This is a genomic window from Streptomyces sp. NPDC058308 (genome assembly GCF_042880275.1).
In the GTDB taxonomy this organism is placed as follows: domain Bacteria; phylum Actinomycetota; class Actinomycetes; order Streptomycetales; family Streptomycetaceae; genus Streptomyces.
Map to the genome: position 1 here is coordinate 411091 of NZ_JBHVZA010000002.1, position 19930 is coordinate 431020.

General features: G+C 72.7%; 19 protein-coding genes. 4 read left to right on the forward strand and 15 right to left on the reverse strand.

Annotation, left to right across the window (positions count from 1 at the left end):
* Positions 1 to 30 precede the first annotated feature (30 nt).
* The 3 genes from ACFVYL_RS04450 to ACFVYL_RS04460 form a co-directional block, all read right to left on the reverse strand.
* A complete protein-coding gene (locus ACFVYL_RS04450; protein WP_389713007.1) occupies positions 31 to 675 on the reverse strand; it encodes a response regulator in 645 nt (214 codons plus the stop codon).
* An 89-nt stretch (positions 676 to 764) separates the two neighbouring features.
* Entirely contained in the window at positions 765 to 2021 is a 1257-nt protein-coding gene (gene macS / locus ACFVYL_RS04455) for a MacS family sensor histidine kinase (RefSeq protein ID WP_389712803.1), read from the reverse strand.
* A 39-nt stretch (positions 2022 to 2060) separates the two neighbouring features.
* Positions 2061 to 2813 (reverse strand): lysophospholipid acyltransferase family protein, encoded by a 753-nt coding sequence (locus tag ACFVYL_RS04460; protein ID WP_389712804.1) that lies wholly within the window; start codon positions 2811 to 2813, stop codon positions 2061 to 2063.
* Positions 2814 to 2957: 144 nt separating this feature from the next.
* Here ACFVYL_RS04460 and ACFVYL_RS04465 point away from each other — a divergent pair, with 144 nt between their 5' ends.
* Together ACFVYL_RS04465 and ACFVYL_RS04470 are read left to right on the forward strand one after the other, a co-directional pair.
* Positions 2958 to 3737: an alpha/beta hydrolase gene (locus tag ACFVYL_RS04465; RefSeq protein WP_389712805.1), complete on the forward strand. Its 780-nt coding sequence runs from the start codon at positions 2958 to 2960 to the stop codon at positions 3735 to 3737.
* A complete protein-coding gene (locus ACFVYL_RS04470; protein WP_389712806.1) occupies positions 3730 to 4368 on the forward strand; it encodes a hypothetical protein in 639 nt (212 codons plus the stop codon). Before ACFVYL_RS04465 ends, ACFVYL_RS04470 begins: the two co-directional genes overlap by 8 nt.
* Before the next feature lie 24 nt (positions 4369 to 4392).
* Here the strand turns inward: ACFVYL_RS04470 and ACFVYL_RS04475 are convergent, their stop codons facing one another.
* The 6 genes from ACFVYL_RS04475 to ACFVYL_RS04500 form a co-directional block, all read right to left on the reverse strand.
* Positions 4393 to 5154, reverse strand: coding sequence for an endonuclease/exonuclease/phosphatase family protein (locus ACFVYL_RS04475; RefSeq protein WP_389712807.1), 762 nt, complete (start codon positions 5152 to 5154; stop codon positions 4393 to 4395).
* A 102-nt stretch (positions 5155 to 5256) separates the two neighbouring features.
* A complete protein-coding gene (locus ACFVYL_RS04480; protein ID WP_355813669.1) occupies positions 5257 to 6210 on the reverse strand; it encodes an ROK family glucokinase in 954 nt (317 codons plus the stop codon).
* Positions 6211 to 6262: 52 nt separating this feature from the next.
* Positions 6263 to 6739, reverse strand: coding sequence for a DUF5304 domain-containing protein (locus ACFVYL_RS04485; RefSeq protein ID WP_389712808.1), 477 nt, complete (start codon positions 6737 to 6739; stop codon positions 6263 to 6265).
* Positions 6740 to 6813: 74 nt separating this feature from the next.
* On the reverse strand, positions 6814 to 7983 hold the full coding sequence (locus ACFVYL_RS04490) for an ArsA family ATPase (protein WP_389712809.1): 1170 nt from the start codon (positions 7981 to 7983) through the stop codon (positions 6814 to 6816).
* A gap of 215 nt (positions 7984 to 8198) precedes the next feature.
* The gene (locus ACFVYL_RS04495) at positions 8199 to 8639 is read right to left on the reverse strand and encodes an SRPBCC family protein (protein ID WP_389712810.1); all 441 of its coding nucleotides are present in this window, start codon (positions 8637 to 8639) and stop codon (positions 8199 to 8201) included.
* A 76-nt stretch (positions 8640 to 8715) separates the two neighbouring features.
* Entirely contained in the window at positions 8716 to 9486 is a 771-nt protein-coding gene (locus tag ACFVYL_RS04500) for a metallophosphoesterase (RefSeq protein ID WP_389712811.1), read from the reverse strand.
* Between the two features lie 301 nt (positions 9487 to 9787).
* Between ACFVYL_RS04500 and ACFVYL_RS04505 the strand changes: the two genes are divergently transcribed.
* Positions 9788 to 11584: an AMP-dependent synthetase/ligase gene (locus ACFVYL_RS04505; RefSeq protein ID WP_389712812.1), complete on the forward strand. Its 1797-nt coding sequence runs from the start codon at positions 9788 to 9790 to the stop codon at positions 11582 to 11584.
* Between the two features lie 352 nt (positions 11585 to 11936).
* Here ACFVYL_RS04505 and ACFVYL_RS04510 read toward each other — a convergent pair whose 3' ends face one another.
* Positions 11937 to 13079: a glycosyltransferase family 4 protein gene (locus tag ACFVYL_RS04510; RefSeq protein WP_389712813.1), complete on the reverse strand. Its 1143-nt coding sequence runs from the start codon at positions 13077 to 13079 to the stop codon at positions 11937 to 11939.
* A 143-nt stretch (positions 13080 to 13222) separates the two neighbouring features.
* Here ACFVYL_RS04510 and ACFVYL_RS04515 point away from each other — a divergent pair, with 143 nt between their 5' ends.
* On the forward strand, positions 13223 to 14458 hold the full coding sequence (locus ACFVYL_RS04515; protein ID WP_389712814.1) for a glycosyltransferase 87 family protein: 1236 nt from the start codon (positions 13223 to 13225) through the stop codon (positions 14456 to 14458).
* Here the strand turns inward: ACFVYL_RS04515 and ACFVYL_RS04520 are convergent.
* The 5 genes from ACFVYL_RS04520 to ACFVYL_RS04540 form a co-directional block, all read right to left on the reverse strand.
* The gene (locus ACFVYL_RS04520; RefSeq protein WP_389712815.1) at positions 14415 to 15617 is read right to left on the reverse strand and encodes a hypothetical protein; all 1203 of its coding nucleotides are present in this window, start codon (positions 15615 to 15617) and stop codon (positions 14415 to 14417) included. The genes ACFVYL_RS04515 and ACFVYL_RS04520 overlap by 44 nt on opposite strands.
* A gap of 35 nt (positions 15618 to 15652) precedes the next feature.
* Positions 15653 to 16681 (reverse strand): NlpC/P60 family protein, encoded by a 1029-nt coding sequence (locus ACFVYL_RS04525; RefSeq protein ID WP_389712816.1) that lies wholly within the window; start codon positions 16679 to 16681, stop codon positions 15653 to 15655.
* A gap of 241 nt (positions 16682 to 16922) precedes the next feature.
* Positions 16923 to 17954 carry an NlpC/P60 family protein gene (locus tag ACFVYL_RS04530; RefSeq protein ID WP_389712817.1) on the reverse strand — a complete coding sequence of 344 codons (1032 nt, stop codon included), beginning with the start codon at positions 17952 to 17954 and terminating at the stop codon, positions 16923 to 16925.
* A 292-nt stretch (positions 17955 to 18246) separates the two neighbouring features.
* Positions 18247 to 19596: an NYN domain-containing protein gene (locus ACFVYL_RS04535; protein WP_389712818.1), complete on the reverse strand. Its 1350-nt coding sequence runs from the start codon at positions 19594 to 19596 to the stop codon at positions 18247 to 18249.
* Between the two features lie 34 nt (positions 19597 to 19630).
* Complete coding sequence (locus tag ACFVYL_RS04540) at positions 19631 to 19870, reverse strand: hypothetical protein (RefSeq protein WP_055566221.1); 240 nt, start codon at positions 19868 to 19870, stop codon at positions 19631 to 19633.
* Between the last annotated feature and the right edge of the window lie 60 nt (positions 19871 to 19930).

The window sequence follows — 19930 nt, forward strand, 5'->3', positions numbered from 1 at the left end:
GAGGGGCGCGCGTCGACGGCATCGCGCGGGTCAGGCGTCGTCGAGGCCCCGCTCGATCGCGTACCGCACGAGCTCGACCCTGTTGTGCAGCTGGAGCTTGCCCAGGGTGTTCTGGACGTGGTTCTGCACGGTGCGGTGCGAGATGACCAGGCGCTCGGCGATCTGCTTGTAGCTCAGGCCCTTGGCGACGAGCCGCAGGACCTCCGTCTCACGGTCGGTGAGCCGCGGGGCCTTGGGGTCGTCCGGGGTGCCGGCCGCGGGTTCGGTGGCCAGGCGGCGGTACTCGCCGAGGACCAGGCCCGCGAGGCCCGGCGTGAAGACCGCGTCGCCGACGGCCGTGCGGCGCACCGCGTCGATCAGCTCCTCGGTGGACGCCGACTTCAGGAGATAGCCGGTGGCGCCGGACTTGACGGCCTCCAGGACGTCGGCGTGCTCGCCGCTCGCCGAGAGGACCAGGACGCGCAGCGCCGGGTTGGCGCCGACGAGCTCCTTGCAGACCTGCACGCCCGGCTTCAGCGGGAGGTTCAGATCGAGGACCAGGACGTCGGGGGCGGCCGCCTGCGCGCGGCGGACCGCCTGCTCGCCGTCGCCCGCGGTGGCGACCACGTCGAGGCCCGCCTCCGCGAGGTCACGGGCGACCGCGTCGCGCCACATGGGGTGGTCGTCGACGACCATGACCCGGATCACACCGGTCGCCGCCCCGTCCCCCGCCCGCTCCGTGACCCCGGCGGCCTCGGTGGCCGGTTCCTGCCTCTGCTGCTCGCTCATCTCGCCTTTCCTGCCTTCCCCCGTGCGTCCCGCGCCTCTTCGCGCGGCACTTTCAGTTCCACCTCGGTCCCCTGGCCCGGCACCGAGATCAGCTCGGCCGTGCCCCCGATGTCCCGCAGCCGGCCCCGGATCGACAGGGCCACCCCGAGGCGCCCCTCCCCCTCGGCCTCCGCGAGCCGCCCCTCCGGGATGCCGGGGCCGTCGTCCCTGACGGTCACGATCACCTCGTCGGGCTCGTCCTCGACCAGGATCCACGCGCGGGCCCGCTCGCCCGCGTGCCTGCGGACATTGTCCAGGGCGGCGCCGACGGCGGCCGCCAGCTCCCTCGCGGCCCCCGGCGCCAGGAGCACCGGCGCCCCCGGCTCGGAGAGCGTGACCTTCGACCCCGCGTGCGGGACGAGGAGCCCGCGCAGGTCGCAGGGCGCCGCCTCGTGCGGGCCCTCGTGCGGACCGTCGTCGTCCGGCACCTCGACGACGCGTACGACAGCGCCCTGCGAGGCGTCCTCCGACACGTGCGAAGCGGGTACCAGGCCCCCGGCGACCAGGGTCCGCAGCGCGACCTCCTGCTCGCCCGCGAGACGGCCGAGCTCCGCGGCCTCCCCGCCGATGGCGGTGCCGCGCCGCTGCACCATGGCGAGGACCTGCAGGACGCTGTCGTGGATGTCGCGGGCGAGCCGTTCGCGTTCGCGGGTGGCGGCCTCTATCTCCAGGGCGCGGGCCAGGGTGCGCTCGGAGGCGCGGGCCAGCTCCACGACGTAGCCGATGGCGATGGAGGCGATGCAGACAAGCAGGACGTTGTGGAGGGTGTCGCGGCTGAACGCACCGCGCTGCACCACGTTGGCGACGCCGACCAGGAGGGACGCCGAGGCCGCCCAGCGCCAGCCGCCCTTGATCGCGAACGCGAGCACGGAGCCCGCGGTCCATATGGAGGGCAGCGTCGGGCCGCCGTCGGCGATCCGCTGCTGGGAGTCGGCGAGCGGCGTGAGCAGGATGCCCACGATCGCGACGGTCAGGTCCGCGACGAGGAAGCGCCGGGTGCAGCTCGCCGCGTTCGCGACGCGGGGCAGGGTGGCCAGGGTCCAGGGGGCGAGCACCGCGTAGTAGGAGACGGCGAGCCAGGGGCGGTCCAGCTTCTCGTGCGCGGCCACGAAGAGGCCGATGGCGTAGAGCATCGTCAGGACGCGATAGGCGGTGAGCGCCCGCCACAGCGGCTGCTCGACCGACATCCTCATGACTTTCTCGCGCTTGGCCATGTCCCCCACCGCCGTCTTCCCACCCCTGAACGGACGCGGCTAGGAGCCGGAACGTTCCTTGTCGCCCGCGCTCTTCTCGGCGCTCTTCTCGGCGTTCCTCTCCAGGGCCTTGGCCGCCTTCGCCTCATCGGCGATCTGGCGCTTCGCGGCCGTCGCGTACATGTCGACGTACTCCTGGCCGGAGAGTTTCATGATCTCGTACATGACCTCGTCGGTCAGCGCGCGCAGCACGAAGCGGTCCTGCTCCATGCCCTGGTAGCGGCGGAAGTCGAGCGGCTTGCCGATCCGGATGCCGGGCCGCATCAGCTTCGGCAGCACCTTGCCGGGCGGCTGGATCTTCTCCGTGTCGATCATCGCGACGGGGAGTACGGGGGCGCCGGTGGCGAGGGCCACGCGCGCCAGACCGCCCGGCTTGCCGCGGTAGAGACGTCCGTCGGGCGAACGCGTGCCCTCGGGGTAGATCCCGAAGAGCTCGCCGCGCTCCAGGACCTCGATGCCACTCTTGATGGCCGCCTCGCCCGCACCGCGTCCGCCGGAGCGGTCCACGGGCAGCTGTCCCACGCCCTTGAAGAACGCCGCGGTGAGCTTGCCCTTCACGCCCGGCGAGGTGAAGTACTCCGCCTTGGCGATGAAGGTGACCTTGCGGTCGAGGACCGCGGGGAGGAAGAAGGAGTCCGAGAACGAGAGGTGGTTGCTGGCCAGAATCGCGGGGCCTTCGGCGGGGACGTTCTCAAGGCCCTCCACCCAGGGCCTGAAGCCGAGCTTCAGCGGCCCTCCGATGGCTACCTTCATTGCGCCGTAGATCAAACCGAGTGCCTCCTGTGTCTGTGGATCAGACCTTAACCCGGGGTACCGCCAATGGGCCCGACGACCCTGGCCGGTGTCAGTCCGGTCGCGTACGGTGAAGTACTCCCACCTCTCACGAAGGAGACCGAAGTGCCGGTCCTCCCCGGAGCCGAGCCGTACCGCCACGAAGGCGGCGAGGTCGGCGTCCTGCTCTGCCACGGCTTCACCGGATCCCCGCAGTCGCTGCGCCCCTGGGCCGAGTACCTGGCGGAGCGCGGCCTCACCGTCTCGCTGCCGCTGCTGCCCGGGCACGGCACCCGCTGGGAGGACATGCAGATCACCGGCTGGCAGGACTGGTACGCGGAGGTGGAGCGCGAGCTGCGCGGCCTCCTCGACCGGTGCGAGCGGGTCTTCGTGTTCGGGCTCTCGATGGGCGGCGCGCTCGCGCTGCGCCTGGCCGCGAAGCACGGGGACGCGGTCAGCGGCCTCGTCCTGGTCAACCCGGGGAACAAGGTGCACGGCCTCGCGGCACACGCGCTGCCGCTCGCGCGACACGTCGTGACCAGCACCAAGGGCATCGTCAGCGACATCGCCAAGCCCGGCTCCGAGGAGATCGGCTACCACCGGATCCCGTTGCACGCCGCGCACTCCCTGCGCCGCTTCTTCCAGCTCGTCGACGCCGAACTGCCGCAGGTGACCCAGCCGTTGGTGGTGCTGCACAGCCCGCGCGACCACGTCGTGCCGCCCGCCGACTCGGCCCGGATCCTCAGCCGCGTCTCCTCCACGGACGTCACGGAGATCCTGCTGGAACAGAGCTACCACGTCGCGACGTTGGACTACGAAGCGGACCGGATCTTCGAGGAGAGTCACGCGTTCATCGGCCGGCTCGCCCCCAGCGTCGGTAAGGAAGGGACGGCCACCGGTGGCTGAGCACGAGGCGGACCGCGACGAGAGCCGCGAGCCGGAGAAGAGCAAGGTGCCCGCGGACGGGACTCCTGTGGACGGGACGCCCGCGGACGGCATCCCCCTGGACGAGGACGCCGCCTGGCAGGCGATCGTCGCGGGGTACGGCGAGGAGCCCGCGGACCCGCCGGGCGCCAAGCCCTTCAAGTCGGTCGAAGGCCTGGCGCTCCTGGAGACGGAGACGAACGGCACGGCGGACGGCCCGGCGAAGCCCCCCGCCGAATCGCCGGCCGGCGAGTCCGGCGCCGACAAGCCGCTCGGCAGCTCCGTCTCGTTCGCGCCCGGCGTCGGCGGTCCGCGCGACTACACCGTGCCGGAGCCCGCCGAGAGCGACTTCGACGGCGACGACGAGGGGCACTTCGTGCCGCCGGAGCCGCCGCCGCTGCCCGACGCCGACGTGACGGCCAAGTTCGCCTGGCTCGCCGTGCTCGGCGGCCCGCTGCTCATCCTGCTCGCCGTGCTGTTCGGCTGGCAGATGACGTGGTGGCTGACCACGCTCGGCATCGGCGGCTTCCTGGGCGGCTTCGCCACCCTCGTGGTGCGGATGAACAGCGGTGACGACGAGGACGACGACCCGGGGCGCGGCGCCGTCGTCTGAGAGCCTGTGTCATAGGGAAGGGCCCTAGGAGGCCGGGATTCTGAGGGCGGCAAGGACCGGCAGGTGGTCCGTGGCCGCCCTCAGGTCGTCCTCGCTCACGCCGGGCAGCCCGGACGGCACGCCGCACCCGAGGACCTCGATGCCCGGGGTGGCGAAGAGCGCGTCGATGCGCTGGTGCGGATCCTCCGGCGTCGAGGTGTTCTCGCCGCCCCAGGGCGCCACCGTCCAGCAGTCCCGGAGGGTCTCGGCGAGCCTGCTGAAGGTCCGGCCGCCCGGCCGCTCGTTGAGGTCGCCGCCCGCGACCGCGTGGTCCACGCCCATCCCGGCGAGCCGGTCGAGCAGCATCCCGCCCTGCGCGTACCGCTCGTCGGCCTGCAGGCTCAGGTGACAGCTCAGGACGCCGAGCCGGACGCCGCCGAAGCGTACGACGGCGGTGGCGAAGCCGCGCCGGTGCAGGCCCGGGGTGAGCGGGAGCAGCACGTCCTCGGTGCGCTCGACCGTGGCGCGCATCGAGCAGAGCAGCGCGGGTCCGGCCGCGCTGCCGCCGCCGGAGAGGATCACCAGGTCGGCCGCGCGCGCGAGGCGGGCCAGCTTCTTGCGCCAGCGGAAGAACCGCGGGGCCTCCTGGATCAGGACGAGGTCGGGGGCGCAGGCGGAGATGGTCCTGGCGAGTGCGGCGGTGTCGTCGCGCATCGAGCGGATGTTGTAGCTGAGCACCCGGACGACGGCCGAACCGTCGGATTCGGTGCGCGAGTCGGGGAGCGTGGAGCTCGGGCTCGTCGGCATGGCGATCAAGATACGCGAACGCCGGACAGGCGGAGGTCATCCAGCCTGTCCGGCGTTTGAGGACGAGCGCGCAGCGCGATCGACGGCGCCCCCGGCACCGGGTCACATGACCGGGTCGGGCTCCCGTGCCAGGTCCGCCGCGCCGACCAGGCCCGCGTCGTTGCCCAGCTGGGCGGCGATGACCTGGGCCTCGGGGCGCCAGGCGGCGCCGACGAGCCAGCGCTTGAAGGACTTGCGGATCGGGTCGAGGACGAGCTCGCCCTCGTCCGAGAGTCCGCCGCCGACGATGAACGCGGACGGGTCGAAGAGCGACGCCAGGTCGGCGAGGCCGGCGCCCGCCCAGCGGGCCAGCTCGCGGTAGGAGTCGATGGCGACGGCGTCGCCCTGCCGGGCGGCCATCGAGATGTGCTTGCCCTCGATGCCCTCGGGGGTGCCGTCGCCGAGCGAGAGGAGGTACTCGGCGTTCTCCGGGGTGGCGTTGGCGCGCTGCATCGCGTACCGCACGAGGGCGCGCCCCGAGGCGTACTGCTCCCAGCAGCCCTGGCTGCCGCAGCCGCAGAGCAGGCCGTCCGGCACCATCCGGATGTGGCCGAACTCGGCGGCCACGCCGAAGTGGCCGCGGCGCAACTTGTTGCCGATGATGATGCCGCCGCCGAGGCCGGTGCCGAGCGTGATGCAGATGACGTTGCGGTGGCCCTTGCCGCCGCCGAAGCGGTACTCGCCCCAGGCCGCGGCGTTCGCGTCGTTCTCCACGACGACCGGCAGGCCGACGCGCTTCTCGACCTCTTCCTTGAGCGGTTCCTGGCGCCAGTCGATGTTCGGCGCGAAGTAGACCGTGGAGCGCTGGCGGTTGACGTACCCGGCGGCGCCGATGCCGACGCCGACGATCTCGTGCCCGGCCCGTGCGCCCGCGACGGCGGAGGCGATCGCGTCGACGATGGCCTCGGAAGTACCAGGGGTCGGCACCTTGAAGGTCGAGAGGATGTTGCCGTCCTCGTCGACCACTCCGGCCGCGATCTTGGTGCCGCCGATGTCGACGCCGATGGTGAGTCCCATGAATCCCTCAGTTCGATCGAGCCCCGCTACGGCCCACCGTACCCGAGGGGGATCAGTCCAGATCGATGTGTTCCCCGGCCGCGGGGCCCCCGTCGCGGCGGTCGGGACCGTCCGTGGTGTCCTTCGCGGCGCCGCCCGGGGCGTCGCCGCGGGTCCACCGGTTCTCCTGGCCCCGGGCCGCCGAGCGGTAGGCGGCCAGGAGCTCGGAGCCGGCCGCCGCGAGGTGGTCGAAGACGTCGGGATTGCGCTCGATGACCGGCTCCACGGCGGCCTTCGCCTCCCGGACGACCTGCTTGATGGTCTGCTCCACGGCGCCCTGCGCGACCGCGCCGAGCAGCGGGGCCTGCAGTCCGGAGAGCTTGTCCGACACGGCGTCGACGAGCTTGCGCAGCTCCTCGGCGGCCGATCCTGTCGGGGGGCCGTACTGCGCGCGGCGGCGCGCCCGCTCGGCCGCGAGATCCTCAGCGCACGCCTTCTCCCAGGCGTCGGCGTCGACTTCGGGGGCTTCGCGCTCGGTGGCATCGCTCATGCCATCCGACGTTACCCGAATGGCGGTCACGCGTTCACCGTCCGTGCGGCCGCGGGGCCGGGTTGCGACGGGGTTCAGTTCCCGCGCGGCCACAGGTCCGGGTCGGGCGCGAACCGCACCCGCAGCTCGCCGTCGCGCAGCCCGGCCCCCGCGACGGTGCAGCGGCGCAGCGCGGACGGCAGGGTGACGATGCGGCGGAAGGGTCCCGCGGTCACGACGAGTTCGTCGCCGCGCCGGATCAGGCCGAGCTCGTCGCGGCCGACGCCGGGGAGCGGGATGTGCCAGACGTACGCGTGGCTTTTGTCGGCGCAGGCATCGGCGGGGGCTTCGGTGACGGGCCAGGCGACGGGCTCGGGGGCGGCGGCGGGCGCCGCCAAGCCGAGGGCGGCGAGGTCGTCGGCGCCTCGCGGGTCACGGCCCAGGTGGCGGACCGAGGTGACCCGGTCGTATCCGGCCTCCCACTCGTCGAGCGTCTTGCGCTGCTGGGCGCTCAGCCCGGCCAGCCAGGTGTCGGCGCTCGTGTCCGGGAGGATCCGGTTGGCGATCAGGAGGTCGGTGCGCAGGCCCTGCAGGGCCAGTCCCGTGGTGGCGGCGCGGACGGCGTCGGCGCCCGCGGGGCCGGGCTCGGCGACCAGCCGGACGGTGGTGGTGGGGGCCTCGAACACGCGCTGGACGGCGGCGAGTTCGTCCTCCAGGCGGGCCGCGCTCTCGTACAGCCAGGCGGCCGGCATCGGGACGCCGGCGAGGCGGCCGAGCATGGGGCGCAGGGCGCGGGCGGCCTGCCGCTCGGGCGGGAGCAGGCGGCGCAGGTAGCGGCGGAGCTGCTCGGGAAGCGCGAGGGCCATCAGGGCCCTGGGGGTGGGCGGCAGGTCGACGACCACGGTGTCGTGGGCGCCGTCGCGGGCGGCGTCGCGCAGGGCGCGCAGCAGGGCCAGCTCCTCGGCCCCGGGCAGCGGGGTCAGTTCCTCGCCGTCGAGCCGCTCGGCACCGAGCAGGTCGAGGGCGGAGGCGGCACGTTCCTGCAAGGCCAGCAGGTCGTCCCGGACGCGGTCGTCGGGGGCCAGGCGCCGGGCGGTGAGCGCGGGGTGCGCGTCCGGGGCGCCGAGCACCGCGCCGAGGGTGTCGGTGCGGTCGGCGGAGAGCACGAGGACCCGGTGCCCTGCGTGCGCCGCGGCGAGCGCGGTGGCCGCGGCGATGGTGGTCCGGCCGGAGCCGCCGGGGCCGGTGACGAGGAGGGTGCGCATATCGGTGAACGGTACGTCAGGGCGCGGGGCGCCGGGCGGGGGCGCCTACTCGCCGTGGGGGGGGGCTGCTTGTTCGCGACTCACGGCTGAGTGGGGTTGCTCGCGCAGTTCCCCGCGCCCCTGGAAAGCTGGGGCTGCGCCCCGCTTTCCCCCTCGCCCCGCTTTCCCCCTCAGGCCCCTCTGGCCTCTTTGGACCCTCAGGCCTCCTTGGACCCTCAGGCCTCCTTGGACTCGACCCTCTTCTTGAGGCCTGCGAGGGCGCGGTCGATGATGACCTTCTCCGCCTTGCGCTTGATCATGCCGAGCATCGGGATCTTGACGTCGACGGTGAGCCGGTAGGTGACCTCGGTGCCGGCGCCCACGGGCTTCAGGAGGTACGAGCCGTCCAGCGAGCGCAGCATCTGGGACTTGACGAGCGTCCAGCTGACCTCGTCGTCCCCGGTCCAGGTGTAGCCGAGCGTCTGGTCGTCCTTGATCGCGCCCGCGTCCATGACGAGGCGGACCTGCTCGGCGCGGCCCCGCTCGTCGGTGGCGAGGACCTCGGCCTCCTTCACCTCTCCCGTCCAGTCCGGGTAGCGAGCGAAATCGGCGATCACTCCCATCACCTCGGCCGGTGCCGCCTCGATCATGATGCTCGAGCTGGTGTGTTCGGCCATCGCTGTGGCTCCTCCAGATGCGGTCGTCCGGGATGGGGTGGTGTGTACCGCGTGAAGGCTACCGCGCGCGGCGCGGTCACCACTCCAGGGCCCAGGGCCTGGACGTCCCGGCGAAGTGCCCGACGTTCACGCACTCCGTCGCGCCCACGCGCATGCGCCGGACCAGTGGCTGGTGGACGTGGCCGAAGAGCGCGTACTTCGGACGGGTCCGGTGGATCGCCGCGAGCAGCGCCCTGCTGCCGCGTTCGAAGCGGCGCGCCACGGTGTCGTAGAGGAGCTCGGGCACGTCCGGCGGGATGTGGGTGCACAGGACGTCGACCTCGCCGAGGGCCTCGACCTTGGCCGCGTACTCCTCGTCGCTGATCTCGTAGGGGGTACGCATGGGGGTGCGCAGGCCGCCGCCGACGAACCCGAAGACGCGGCCGCCGATCTCGACCCGTTCGCCGTCCAGGACGGTGGTGCCGGGCCCGGCGTATTCGGGCCACAGGGCCGGGATGTCGACATTGCCGTAGGTGGCGTAGGTCGGTGCAGGGAAGGCCGCGAACATCTCGGCGTACTGCTTGCGGACCGCGCCCTCGATCGCCGTGCCGCGGTCGAGGTCCCCCCACAGCCCCCTGCCGAACTCCCTGGCCTCCTCGAAACGGCGGGCGGTGCGCAGCTCCACGAGCCTGCTCGCGTTCTCCGCGCCGAAGAGGTCGGGGAAGATGCCGCGCGAGTGGTCGCTGTAGTCGAGGAAGAGCACCAGGTCGCCGAGGCAGACGAGCGCGTCCGCGCCGTCCCCCGCGCGCGCGAGCGCCTCGGTGTTGCCGTGCACGTCACTGACCACATTGACCCGGAAAGCTGGCATGCCGATCACCCTAGAACGGCGGCCCCGCAGCCGGTAGGGGTCCTGGGCAGCGGCCCGGACCTGCGGTTACTTCCGAGTCGGGAAGAGGGTGGCGTACTGTGCGAGGCAGACCGCAGCGACGTGTGACGCACCGAACATCTGGCCCTGCCCCCCTACCGAACAAGCCATACCGATGGGTAACGTCCGGGCAGTCCAGTAGTGCTCGGCCCCCCATCTCGACTGAGCACCTGCCCGATCTTGGACCGCACCGTCGCAGCACACAACGTCGTGGCGCCGGCGCCCTTATGTAGGAGCAGCAGTCTTGCGCGAGTTCAGCCTTCCGGCCCTGTACGAGGTCCCTGCGGACGGCAATCTGACCGACATCGTCCGCAGAAATGCCGCGCAGCACCCGGATGTCGCCGTCATCGGCCGCAAGGTCGACGGCCAGTGGCAGGACGTCACCGCCAAGGCCTTCCTCGCCGATGTGCGCGCCACCGCCAAAGGCCTGATCGCGGCGGGCGTACGCCCCGGCGACCGCGTCGGCCTGATGTCCCGCACCCGCTACGAGTGGACGCTCCTCGACTTCGCCATCTGGAGCGCGGGCGCCGTCACCGTACCGGTGTACGAGACGAGTTCGGCCGAGCAGATCCAGTGGATCCTGGGCGACTCCGGTGCCGTGGCCTGCGTCGTCGAGCTGGACGCGCACGCCGCCGCCGTCGCTTCCGTACGCGAGGGACTGCCCGCCCTCGCCCACGTCTGGCAGATCGACAAGGGCGGCGTCGACGAGCTGCACCGCGCAGGCGCCGACGTCCCGGACGCGACCGTCGACGAGCGCGGCGCGGTGGCGGGCGCCGACGACGCGGCCACCATCGTCTACACCTCGGGCACCACCGGCCGTCCCAAGGGCTGTGTCCTCACCCACCGCAGCTTCTTCGCGGAGTGCGGCAACGTGGTGGAGCGCCTCAAGCCCCTCTTCCGCACCGGCGAGTGTTCGGTCCTCCTCTTCCTGCCCGTCGCGCACGTCTTCGGGCGGCTCGTCGAGGTCGCCGCGCTGATGGCGCCGATCAAGCTCGGCCACGCCCCCGACGTCAAAAACCTCACCGACGAACTGGCGTCCTTCCGGCCGACCATGGTCCTCGGCGTCCCGCGCGTCTTCGAGAAGGTCTACAACTCGGCGCGCGCCAAGGCCCAGGCCGACGGCAAGGGCAAGATCTTCGACAAGGCCGCGGACACGGCGATCGCGTACAGCCGCGCGCTCGACACCACCGCCGGGCCCTCGCTCGGCCTGAAGATCAAGTACAAGGTCTTCGACAAGCTGGTCTACAGCAAGCTCCGCGCGGTCCTCGGCGGACGCGGTGAGTACGCGATCTCCGGCGGCGCGCCGCTCGGCGAGCGCCTCGGCCACTTCTTCCGCGGCATCGGCTTCACGGTCCTTGAGGGGTACGGCCTGACCGAGTCCTGCGCCGCCACCGCCTTCAACCCGTGGGACCGCCAGAAGATCGGCACGGTCGGCCAGCCCCTGCCCGGCTCCGTCGTCCGCATCGCCGACGACGGCGAGGTGCTGCTCCACGGCGAGCACCTGTTCAAGGAGTACTGGAACAACGAGGGCGCCACCGAAGAGGCCCTCGCCGACGGCTGGTTCCACACCGGTGACATCGGCACGCTCGACGAGGACGGCTACCTGCGCATCACCGGCCGCAAGAAGGAGATCATCGTCACCGCCGGCGGCAAGAACGTCGCCCCCGCCGTGATCGAGGACCGCATCCGCGCGCACGCCCTGGTCGCCGAGTGCATGGTCGTCGGCGACGGCCGCCCGTTCGTGGGCGCGCTCGTCACGGTCGACGACGAGTTCCTCGGCCGCTGGGCCGCGGAACACGGCAAGCCCGCCGGTTCCACGGCGACTTCGCTCCGCGACGACGCGGATCTGCTCGCCGCGATCCAGAGTGCGGTGGACGACGGCAACGCGGCGGTGTCCAAGGCGGAGTCCGTACGCAAATTCCGGGTGCTCGGCTCGCAGTTCACGGAGGAGTCGGGGCATCTGACGCCGTCGCTGAAGCTGAAGCGGAATGTGGTGGCGAAGGATTACGCGGACGAAATCGAGGCGATTTACCGCGGGTAGCGTTGGCGGGATCCGCCCACTCGCCGTGGGGGGGTTGTGTGTTCGCGGCTCCCGGTGCGCTGTGGCTGGTCGCGCAGTTCCCCGCGCCCCTGAAGCGGGGGCTAACGCCCCGCTTCTCCCCTCCGCGCCTGGAGCGGCCGCAGGCCGCCACCAGGGGCGCGGGGAACTGCGCGAGCAACCACGACGGCGGAACAGCCGAGGCCCGTTTTTTCAGGGGCGCGGGGAACTGCGCGAACAACCACCACGGCGGAACAGCCGAAGACCGCCTTTCAGGGGCGCGGGGAACTGCGCGAGCGGCCACCACGGTGGGGGGTGAGGATCGGGTGGCCCCGGGTGGTAGGCCCGGTGGGGGTTACAGGAGGTCACGGAGGCGTTCGGCGAGGAGGTCCCAGCGCCAGCGGGATTCCACCCACTCACGCCCCCGCTCCCCCATGCGCCCCCGCAACTCCGCATCGCCGAGCAACGCGACAACCCGATCGGCCGCCTCCTCAGGCACCCCGCCCCGCACGACCCACCCCGTCTCCCCGTCGAGCACCGCGTCCGGCGCCCCACCGGAGTCACCGGCCACGACCGGAAGGCCCGTCGCGGAAGCCTCCAGGTAGACGATGCCGAGGCCCTCCACGTCGAGGCCCCCGCGCCGCGTCCGGCACGGCATCGCGAAGACGTCGCCCGCCCCGTAGTGCGCGGGAAGCTCCTCCCACGGCACCGCGCCGGTGAAGCGTACGGAGTCCGCCACCCCCGTCTCCGCCGCGAGTCTGCGCAGGTCGTCCTCGTAGGGCCCGCCGCCGACGATCAGCAGCACCGCTTCGGGCTCCCGCGCCAGGATGCGGGGCATGGCGAGGATCAGCGTGTCCTGCCCCTTGCGCGGCACCAGCCGCGATACGCACACCACCACAGGCCGGTCGGTCAGACCGAGCCGCGCCCGTACCGCGTCGCCGCCGGAGCCGGGGTGGAAGGTCTTCTCGTCGACGCCGGGCGGGAGTTGGACCATCCGGCCCGCCGCGGCGGGGGTCAGGGCCGCGGCGATCCGCGAGCGCGTGTACTCGCCGAGGTAGGTGATCGTGTCCGTCGACTCACCGATCCGGCGCAGGAGTTGCCGCGAGGCGGGCAGCTGGGCCCAGCCCGCCTCGTGGCCGTGGGTCGTGGCGACCAGCCGCGTCGCCCCGGCCTTGCGCAGCGCGGGCGCCATGAGCCCCAGCGGCGCGGCCGCCCCGAACCACACCGACGTACACCCGTGTTCCCGCAGGAGCGAGACCGCGCGGCGGGTGACGCGCGGGGTCGGCAGCAGCATCGTCGTACGGTCGCGTACGACCTGGAAGGGCTGCTGGGCGTCGAAGGCCGCGGTGGCCTCGGCGCCCTCGGGGCCGCGCTTCCAGGTGGAGGCGTAGACGACGAGCTGCTCGGGGTCCAGGCGCAGCGCCATGTTGTGCAGGAACGCCTGGATGCCACCGGGCCTGGGCGGGAAGTCGTTCGTGACGATCAAGGTCTTGTGCATCGCGCACGACAGTACCGAAAGCCGTCGGCACCGAGAGCCGTCGGCGTCGCCGCACGGCCCAGCCTCTTCGCCCTCGCCCCGCACGGCCCGGCATCATGGCTTCCCGAATCACAAGGAAGTATGAGAAATGGGGCGAGGCGTGCATGGGACGCATCCTGACCGTCTGGGTCCTGACCAGAGCCCTCCTGCTGCTCTGCGTCTTCCATCTGCTCACGGCTCCGGGGCCGGACGTGACCAGCGACGTCTCCGTCATCTACCAGGGCTGGTACGAGGTGCTGCGCACCGGCACCTTCCCGCTGGACGACGTCACCTGGCAGTACCCGCCCGCCGCCGCCCTCGCGGTCCTCTCCCCCGCCCTGCTGCCCTTCCTCGGCTACGCCCCGGCCTTCTTCTTCCTGGCCTTCCTCTGCGACGCGGCGGTGTGCGGCCTTCTCCTGTACACGGGGCGGCGGCCCGGCAGGTCGCCGCGGGGCGCCTGGGTGTGGGTCGCGGGCGTGGCGCTCCTCGGGCCCACCGTGTACGCCCGCTACGACGTCATGGTGACCGCCGTAGCGGTCGCCGCGCTGCTCGCCGGGGCGCGGCATCCGCGCGCCATGGGGGCGCTCGCGGGGTTCGGGGCCCTGCTCAAGGTGTGGCCGGTGCTGCTGCTCGCCGGGGCCCCGCGCGGGCGGGCGACCCGGCGGTCCTGGACGGCGGCGGCGGCCACCGCCTTCGCCCTGACGCTCGCGTTCCTGGTGGCGATGCCGGGGGCGCTGGCGTTCCTCACCTTCCAGCGCGACCGCGGCACGGAGGTGGAGTCGCTCGGCGCCCTCGTCTTCCACATCGCACGGCACCTCGGCTGGCGCGGCGAAGTGCGCCTCAACTACGGCTCGGTGGAGTTCCTCGGCCCGTACGTCCCGCTGGTGAGCACGGCGGCGCAGGCCCTCTCGGTGGCGGCGTTCTGCTGGCTCCTGGTGTGGCGGCTGCGGGCCGGGGCCTGGTCGGCGAGCACGCCCGCGGACGCGGCCTTCGTGGCCGTGCTGCTCTTCACCGCCACGAGCCGGGTGATCAGTCCGCAGTACATGCTCTGGCTGGTGGGGACGGCCGCCGTCTGCCTGGCGTTCCGCACGAGCCGGATGGTCCTGCCGGCGCGCCTTGTCCTCGCGGCCACCTTCGTGACCTTCCTGGAGTTCCCGATCTGGTTCTCGCACGTGGTGGCCGGCGATCCGCTGGGCGTGGCCCTGCTCCTCGTGCGCAACGGCCTGCTGGTCGCGGCGACCGTGCCGGCCTGCCGGAACCTGTGGCGCCAGACGGTGTCCGAACCGCGCGGACGGCCGCGGCCGGTGCCGGAGCCGGTCAGCCCAGCTCCGCACGCAGATACGTACGCCAGCGCGCCGTGAAGTCCCCGGGCGTGGTGTCCAGGACCTCCCGCAGCGCGGCCCCGACCGCGCCCGCCCGCCGCTCGCGGGCGCCGACCGCCTCGTAGAAGTCCGTCAGCTTCTTCTCGCCCCACTGTTCCGCGATCATCCGGCAGGCCAGCCAGGCGCCCTCGTACGCGCCGGCGAGCCGCGCGGCGTCCCCCGCGAAGCCGAAGTCGTCGTTCTCGGGGAGCGCGCCGGGCAGTTGCCCGCGCTGCACCGAGCGCCGCAGTTCGGGCGCGGCCTGCACCGCGGTGCGGCCCGTGCCGCGGTAGCCCACCCAGTCCGCGAACCCTTCGGAGAGCCACAGCGGGGTGGCCGGGGACGTCTGGGCGCGGGTCGCGACGTGGGTGGCCTCGTGGGTGAGGACGACCTGCTTGCCGAAGTCGCCGAGGACGCCGTACGCGTCGGGGTTGACGATGACGCGGTCGGCCGGCGCCCGCCCCGACCCGCCCGCCTCGCCGGTGGTGACCGCCGCGATCCCCCGGTACCCGGAGGCGGGCGCCCCGAGCAGCCCTGCCATGCCCTCCAGGGAGCGGGGCACCAGGACGACGACCCGGCCCGGCCACTTCCCCGGCCAGGCGCTCCGGACGGCGGGCACCGCACGGTCGGCGATCCGGCGCTGGGCGCGCAGTTCGGCGGCGCCGCGTCCGACGCCGAGGACGAGGCTGTGCGCGCCGCGCTCGGCCCGCACGCGCCCCTGGTCCCAGAGCTGCTCGCCGGACTTCTTCGCGGGCCGCTCGGCGGTGACGTACCACTGGCCGGCGCGCCGCTCCAGCGTCAGCGTCCGCTCGGCGGTGACCGGCGCGCGGTCGTAGCCCTTGATGCGGTAGTGGAGTTCGGCGCTCGCGGTGGCCTCGGCGCCGGAGCGGTCCAGTCCTGTCAGCCGGTACTCCCAGGAGTCCAGCGGGACCTCGCCGACGCGCCCGAAGAGGTCGGGCGCGCCCTTCGCGGGCCGCTCCGTCCCGTCGTACGCCTTCTCGTCCCCGTCGAGGACGGCCTGCGCGCGCCGCTCCAGGAGCCTGCGCACGTCACCGGCTGCGGCGTCCGGTACCGGGTCCGCGCCGCAGCCTGCGAGCACGGCGAGGCAGAGCGCGAAGCACAGCGCCACCACCCACGACCCACGTCTGTGACCAGCCACCTTCCCGATCGTACGGGGCGCGGCGCGCGGACCGGTCAGATCCGCGTCACGGAGGAGACCGGCATCATGCCGACGGGGTCGTAACGGACGGCGGCTCCGGGGTAGGGCGCGTGCACCACCTGGCCGTTGCCCATGTACATCCCGATGTGGCTCGCGTCGTCGCGGTAGGCCACCAGGTCGCCGGGCCGCGCCTGGGACAGGGACACCTGGCGCCCCGCGTACCGCTGGGCCTGCGAGGTGCGCGGCAGGCCGACCCCGGCCTGGGCGTACGACCACTGCATGAGGCCCGAACAGTCGAATCCGGAGGGCCCGTTGGCACCCCACACATAGGGCTTGCCGACCGCGGACCTGGCGGCGGCGATCGCGGCGGCGGCCCGCGAGGAGGACGCGGCGCCCCCGAGCTCCGGCAGCTCGCCGCGCTCGTCGGCGCGCGAGGACCTCTCGTACGCGTCGCGCTCCCCGCTGGAGAGGGAGTTGAGCAGCCGCCGGGCCTTGGCCAGCTTGTGCTCGACGGTGCGCTTGTGGCGGGCGACGGTGGCGCGGCTCTTCTCCAGCTCGGCGAGTTTGTGGCCCGCCTCGGCGCGCTCCTGCGCGAGGCTGCGCTGGGCCCGCTGCAGATCGGCCAGTTCGCCCGCCTGCCGGGCGCTGACGCGGTCGAGGACCGAGGCCCTGTCGAGGTAGCCGTCCGGGTCGGAGGAGAGCAGCAGGGCCAGTGCGGGGTCGATGCCGCCGTCGCGGTACTGCGCACCGGCGAGCGCGCCGAGCGCGCCGCGCATCCGGTTGATGCGCTCCTGGCCGCGCGCGACGCTGTCCTTGGCCCGGGCGACCTGCGCACGCAGCTTGTCCGTGCGTTCGTCGGCCTTGTTGTACAGCTCCGTCGCCTGCTCGGCCTGCTCGTACAGCCGGTCGACCGTGGCGCGGGTGGCGGACGGCTTGTCGTGCGGCGCGGCACCTGCGGGCGCGGCGCCGAGGGCCGCCGCCGCGGTGGCCGCTGCCGCTGAAAGGACGATGACGCGCGTGCTCCGGTCGAGACCGGGCTGTGCGGGACGGCGATGGGACCCCACGGGAAGCCGCTCTCCCTTCCGCTGACGACCCCCCGGCTGTCCGGGGGAATGCGCGCCGACAGTAGCCGTGCGACCACGGAGCGGCCAAAGACCCGGCGAGGTGCGCAAAGGACGCGGACAGCCCGGCGCCCCGCCTCAGACGCAGGTCATCAACGGGGCGCGGGGTCAGCGGGAGTTACCGGAATTCGCCCGTTCGGACGGTGTCGGCAAGGCGTTGACGTCGGGGTTCAAAGACAGGATCTCAGACGCGGACGCCGAACTGGAAGGTGCCCAGGTAGGACATCGACTCGTAGCGCACCGAGGCACCGGGGTGCGGGGCGTGCAGCACCTGGCCGTTGCCCGCGTAGAACCCGACGTGCGCGAGGTTGTTGAAGAACACCAGGTCGCCGGGCTTGAGGTCGCCGCGGCCGATCCTCGTGCCGTCGTTCTGCTGGGTGTACGTGGTGCGCGTGATGGAGACGCCTGCCTGCGCGAACGCCCACTGCGTGAGGCCGGAGCAGTCGTAGGAGTTGGGGCCGGTGCCACCGGAGACGTAGGGCTTGCCTATCTGGGTGGCGGCGGCGCTCAGGGCGGCGGCGCCGCGGCCGGAGGCGGGCGCCTCGTCGCCGAGGTCGGCTCGTTCGCCCGCGGAGCGGCTCGCGCGCTGCTTCTCCTTGGCGGCCATGGCCGCCTTCTCCTTGGCCGTCAGCGTGTTGAGGATCTTCTGGGCCTCGCTGAGCTTGCCCTGGACTTCCCGCTTCTTCTTGCCGAGCTCCTCGCGGGTGTCCGCGAGGTCGTCGAGCTTGCCCGCGGCCTCCTTGCGCTGCTGCGCGAGGTCCCGCTGCTTCTTCTGGATCTTCTTGAGCGCCTCGACCTGCTGGCTGCTCAGCTGGTCGAGAGTGGACGCCTTGTCCAGGTAGTTGTCCGGGTCGGAGGAGAGGAAGAGCTGCAGGGAGGGGTCGATGCCGCCGGAGCGGTACTGGGCGCTGGCCATCGAACCGAGGCCGTCGCGCAGCTCGTTGAGCTCCTCCTGGCCGTCGGCGACCTTGTCCTGGAGATCGCCGATCTGCTTCTCGAGCTTCTCCTGCTTCTCCTTGGCCCCGTTGTACTTGTCGGTGGCCCGCTCCGCGTCTTCGTAGAGCTTGTCGACCTTGGACTTGACCTCGTCCTTGCTCGGCTTCGGGGCGGCCTGGGCGGCGCCCTGCGAGGTGAGGGCCACGGCAGCGGCGGCGGTCGCGGTGAGCACGGTCACGCGGGTGCGGCTCGGCTGCTTGGGTCGACGGTGGGACGCCACGCGGGCGGCTCCTTCTTCCTCCGGCCGCCTACCGGGACATGGCGGGCGGGTACCACCGCCGCCACCCCGGATGGGTGATCAACCGAGCGGGGGTTCGAAGCGAGACCTTAGTGACCTTCTTGTGATCAGTTCAAATCACACCGGCAAAAAACCGGTCGCGAAGCGCATTCTTTACCGATAACGCACAGCCAGTAATGATCTTCTGACACTACGTCGCTTCCATGGACGCCCAATTCGGGCATAGGACCCAGGAGTTGCACCACACCCTTTAGCCCCGCGAAAGCCCCGCCGGTCAGCCCCGCGAAAGCCTCTTCAGGAGCACCGCCGAAGCCACCGGCCGCGCCCCCGCCTTGGCGATCCCGTCGGCCACCTCGCGGTCGGTCGAGACCACGACCACGGGCCGCCCCGGCGGCTCCGCGCGCACCAGCTGACGGATCAACTCGTCCGCCGTGACGCCGGGCTTGGAGAACAGCACCCGCACCCCGCGCGGCGGCGCGAGCAGCACGGGCGCGGCCAGCTCCGCGCCGTCGAAGACGCAGGTGACCTCCGCGCCCGACTGCAGGGCGAGCTGCGAGAGCGAGCCGAGCAGCCGCAGCCGCTGCTTCTCCAGCGGCATGGTCGGATAGCCGGTCTTGGTGACGTTGTAGCCGTCGACGACCAGGTGCGCCTGTGGCAGCGCGAGCAGCTGGTCCAGGATCGCCGGGTCGCTCTCGGAGAGTGCGCGGGCGGCGATGTCCTTGGGCGACATCCGCCCCGGTTCGACGGCGTCCACGGTCTGCGCGGGCCGTACGGAGACGGGGGGCAGGGCCAGTTCGCGCCGCAGCCCCTGGGCCGCGTCGAGGACCGTGTCGAGCAGCAGCCGCAGCCGCATGTCCTCGACGCTGCGCCCCTCCCGCGCCGCCCTGCGGCTGGCCTCGAGGGCGGCCTCCGTCTCGCCGAGCCGCGCCTTGAGCCGCCGCGTCTCGCTCTCGGCGGCGGACACCTGCGCCTGCCTCTCGGCGCGCACGGCCTCCGCCTCGGCGGCGGCCTTGCGCAGCGCGGCCTCGCCGCGCTTGACGTCGCTGAGCGCCGCGCGCAGTTTGCGGTGCACCGACTCGGCTTCCCTGCGCACCGTGTCGAGCTCGGCGCGCAGCCGCTCGGTCTCCGCCTTGGTCTGCCCGCGGGCGGCGGCCAGTTCCTCGCGCAGCCGCTCAAGCTCGGCCCGGGTCTCGTCGTCCACTCGCTCGGCGTCGGCCCGCTGGGCCTCCTCGCCCGCGGCGGTGACCAGCTTCACCCAGCCCGCCGGGCGCAGCACATAGGCGGCGGCCGCCACATCCAGCGGATCGGCGGCAGGCGGCGGCGAGCCCGCCTCCAGGGCGGCGGCGAGCTCGGGCTGGGCCTCCCTGAGGCGTTCGCCGATGCGCTGGCGGAAGAGGGTGTCGTTCTCCAGCGCGGCCGCCATGGCGTTGCCCGCGAACTTCGCGCGACGGGTGGGCGTGAAGCGCGCGTACTGCCGCAGCTGAGGGGGCAATTCGGCCAGGGTGAGGCCGCCGAAGCCGTCCGAGACGATGTGGACGACCCGTCGCCGCACCCCGTCGGGCAGCGGACGGTCGAGCACCTCAGCGGCGCCGTCGTCCGGCTCCCCGCCCGAGCTCTCCACCATCCGTCACCCCACTAGCTGTGCGGGCCCCGCTCCGTCAGGAGTCGGCGCCCGGCCTGTCCACGAGTTCCACCTGATCCACGGCGTTGCACCAGCGGCAACGCACGGACTCGATGGTCTCACTGACCACCTCACGTTCTTCGACGTTCGACTCTCCGGCCAGGTCGAGATGCACATACTCGACGACCTTCGAGCTGCGGGTCACATCGAAACGCGTGAGATTGCCGCACAGCGTGCAGCGCCACCGGGTGGTGGCGGTCGGCAGAGGAACCGTCATCGTGGCTGTTCGCTTTCTTCGGAGACTGGCAGCGGCGACATCTTCGGCGACCGAGGGGCG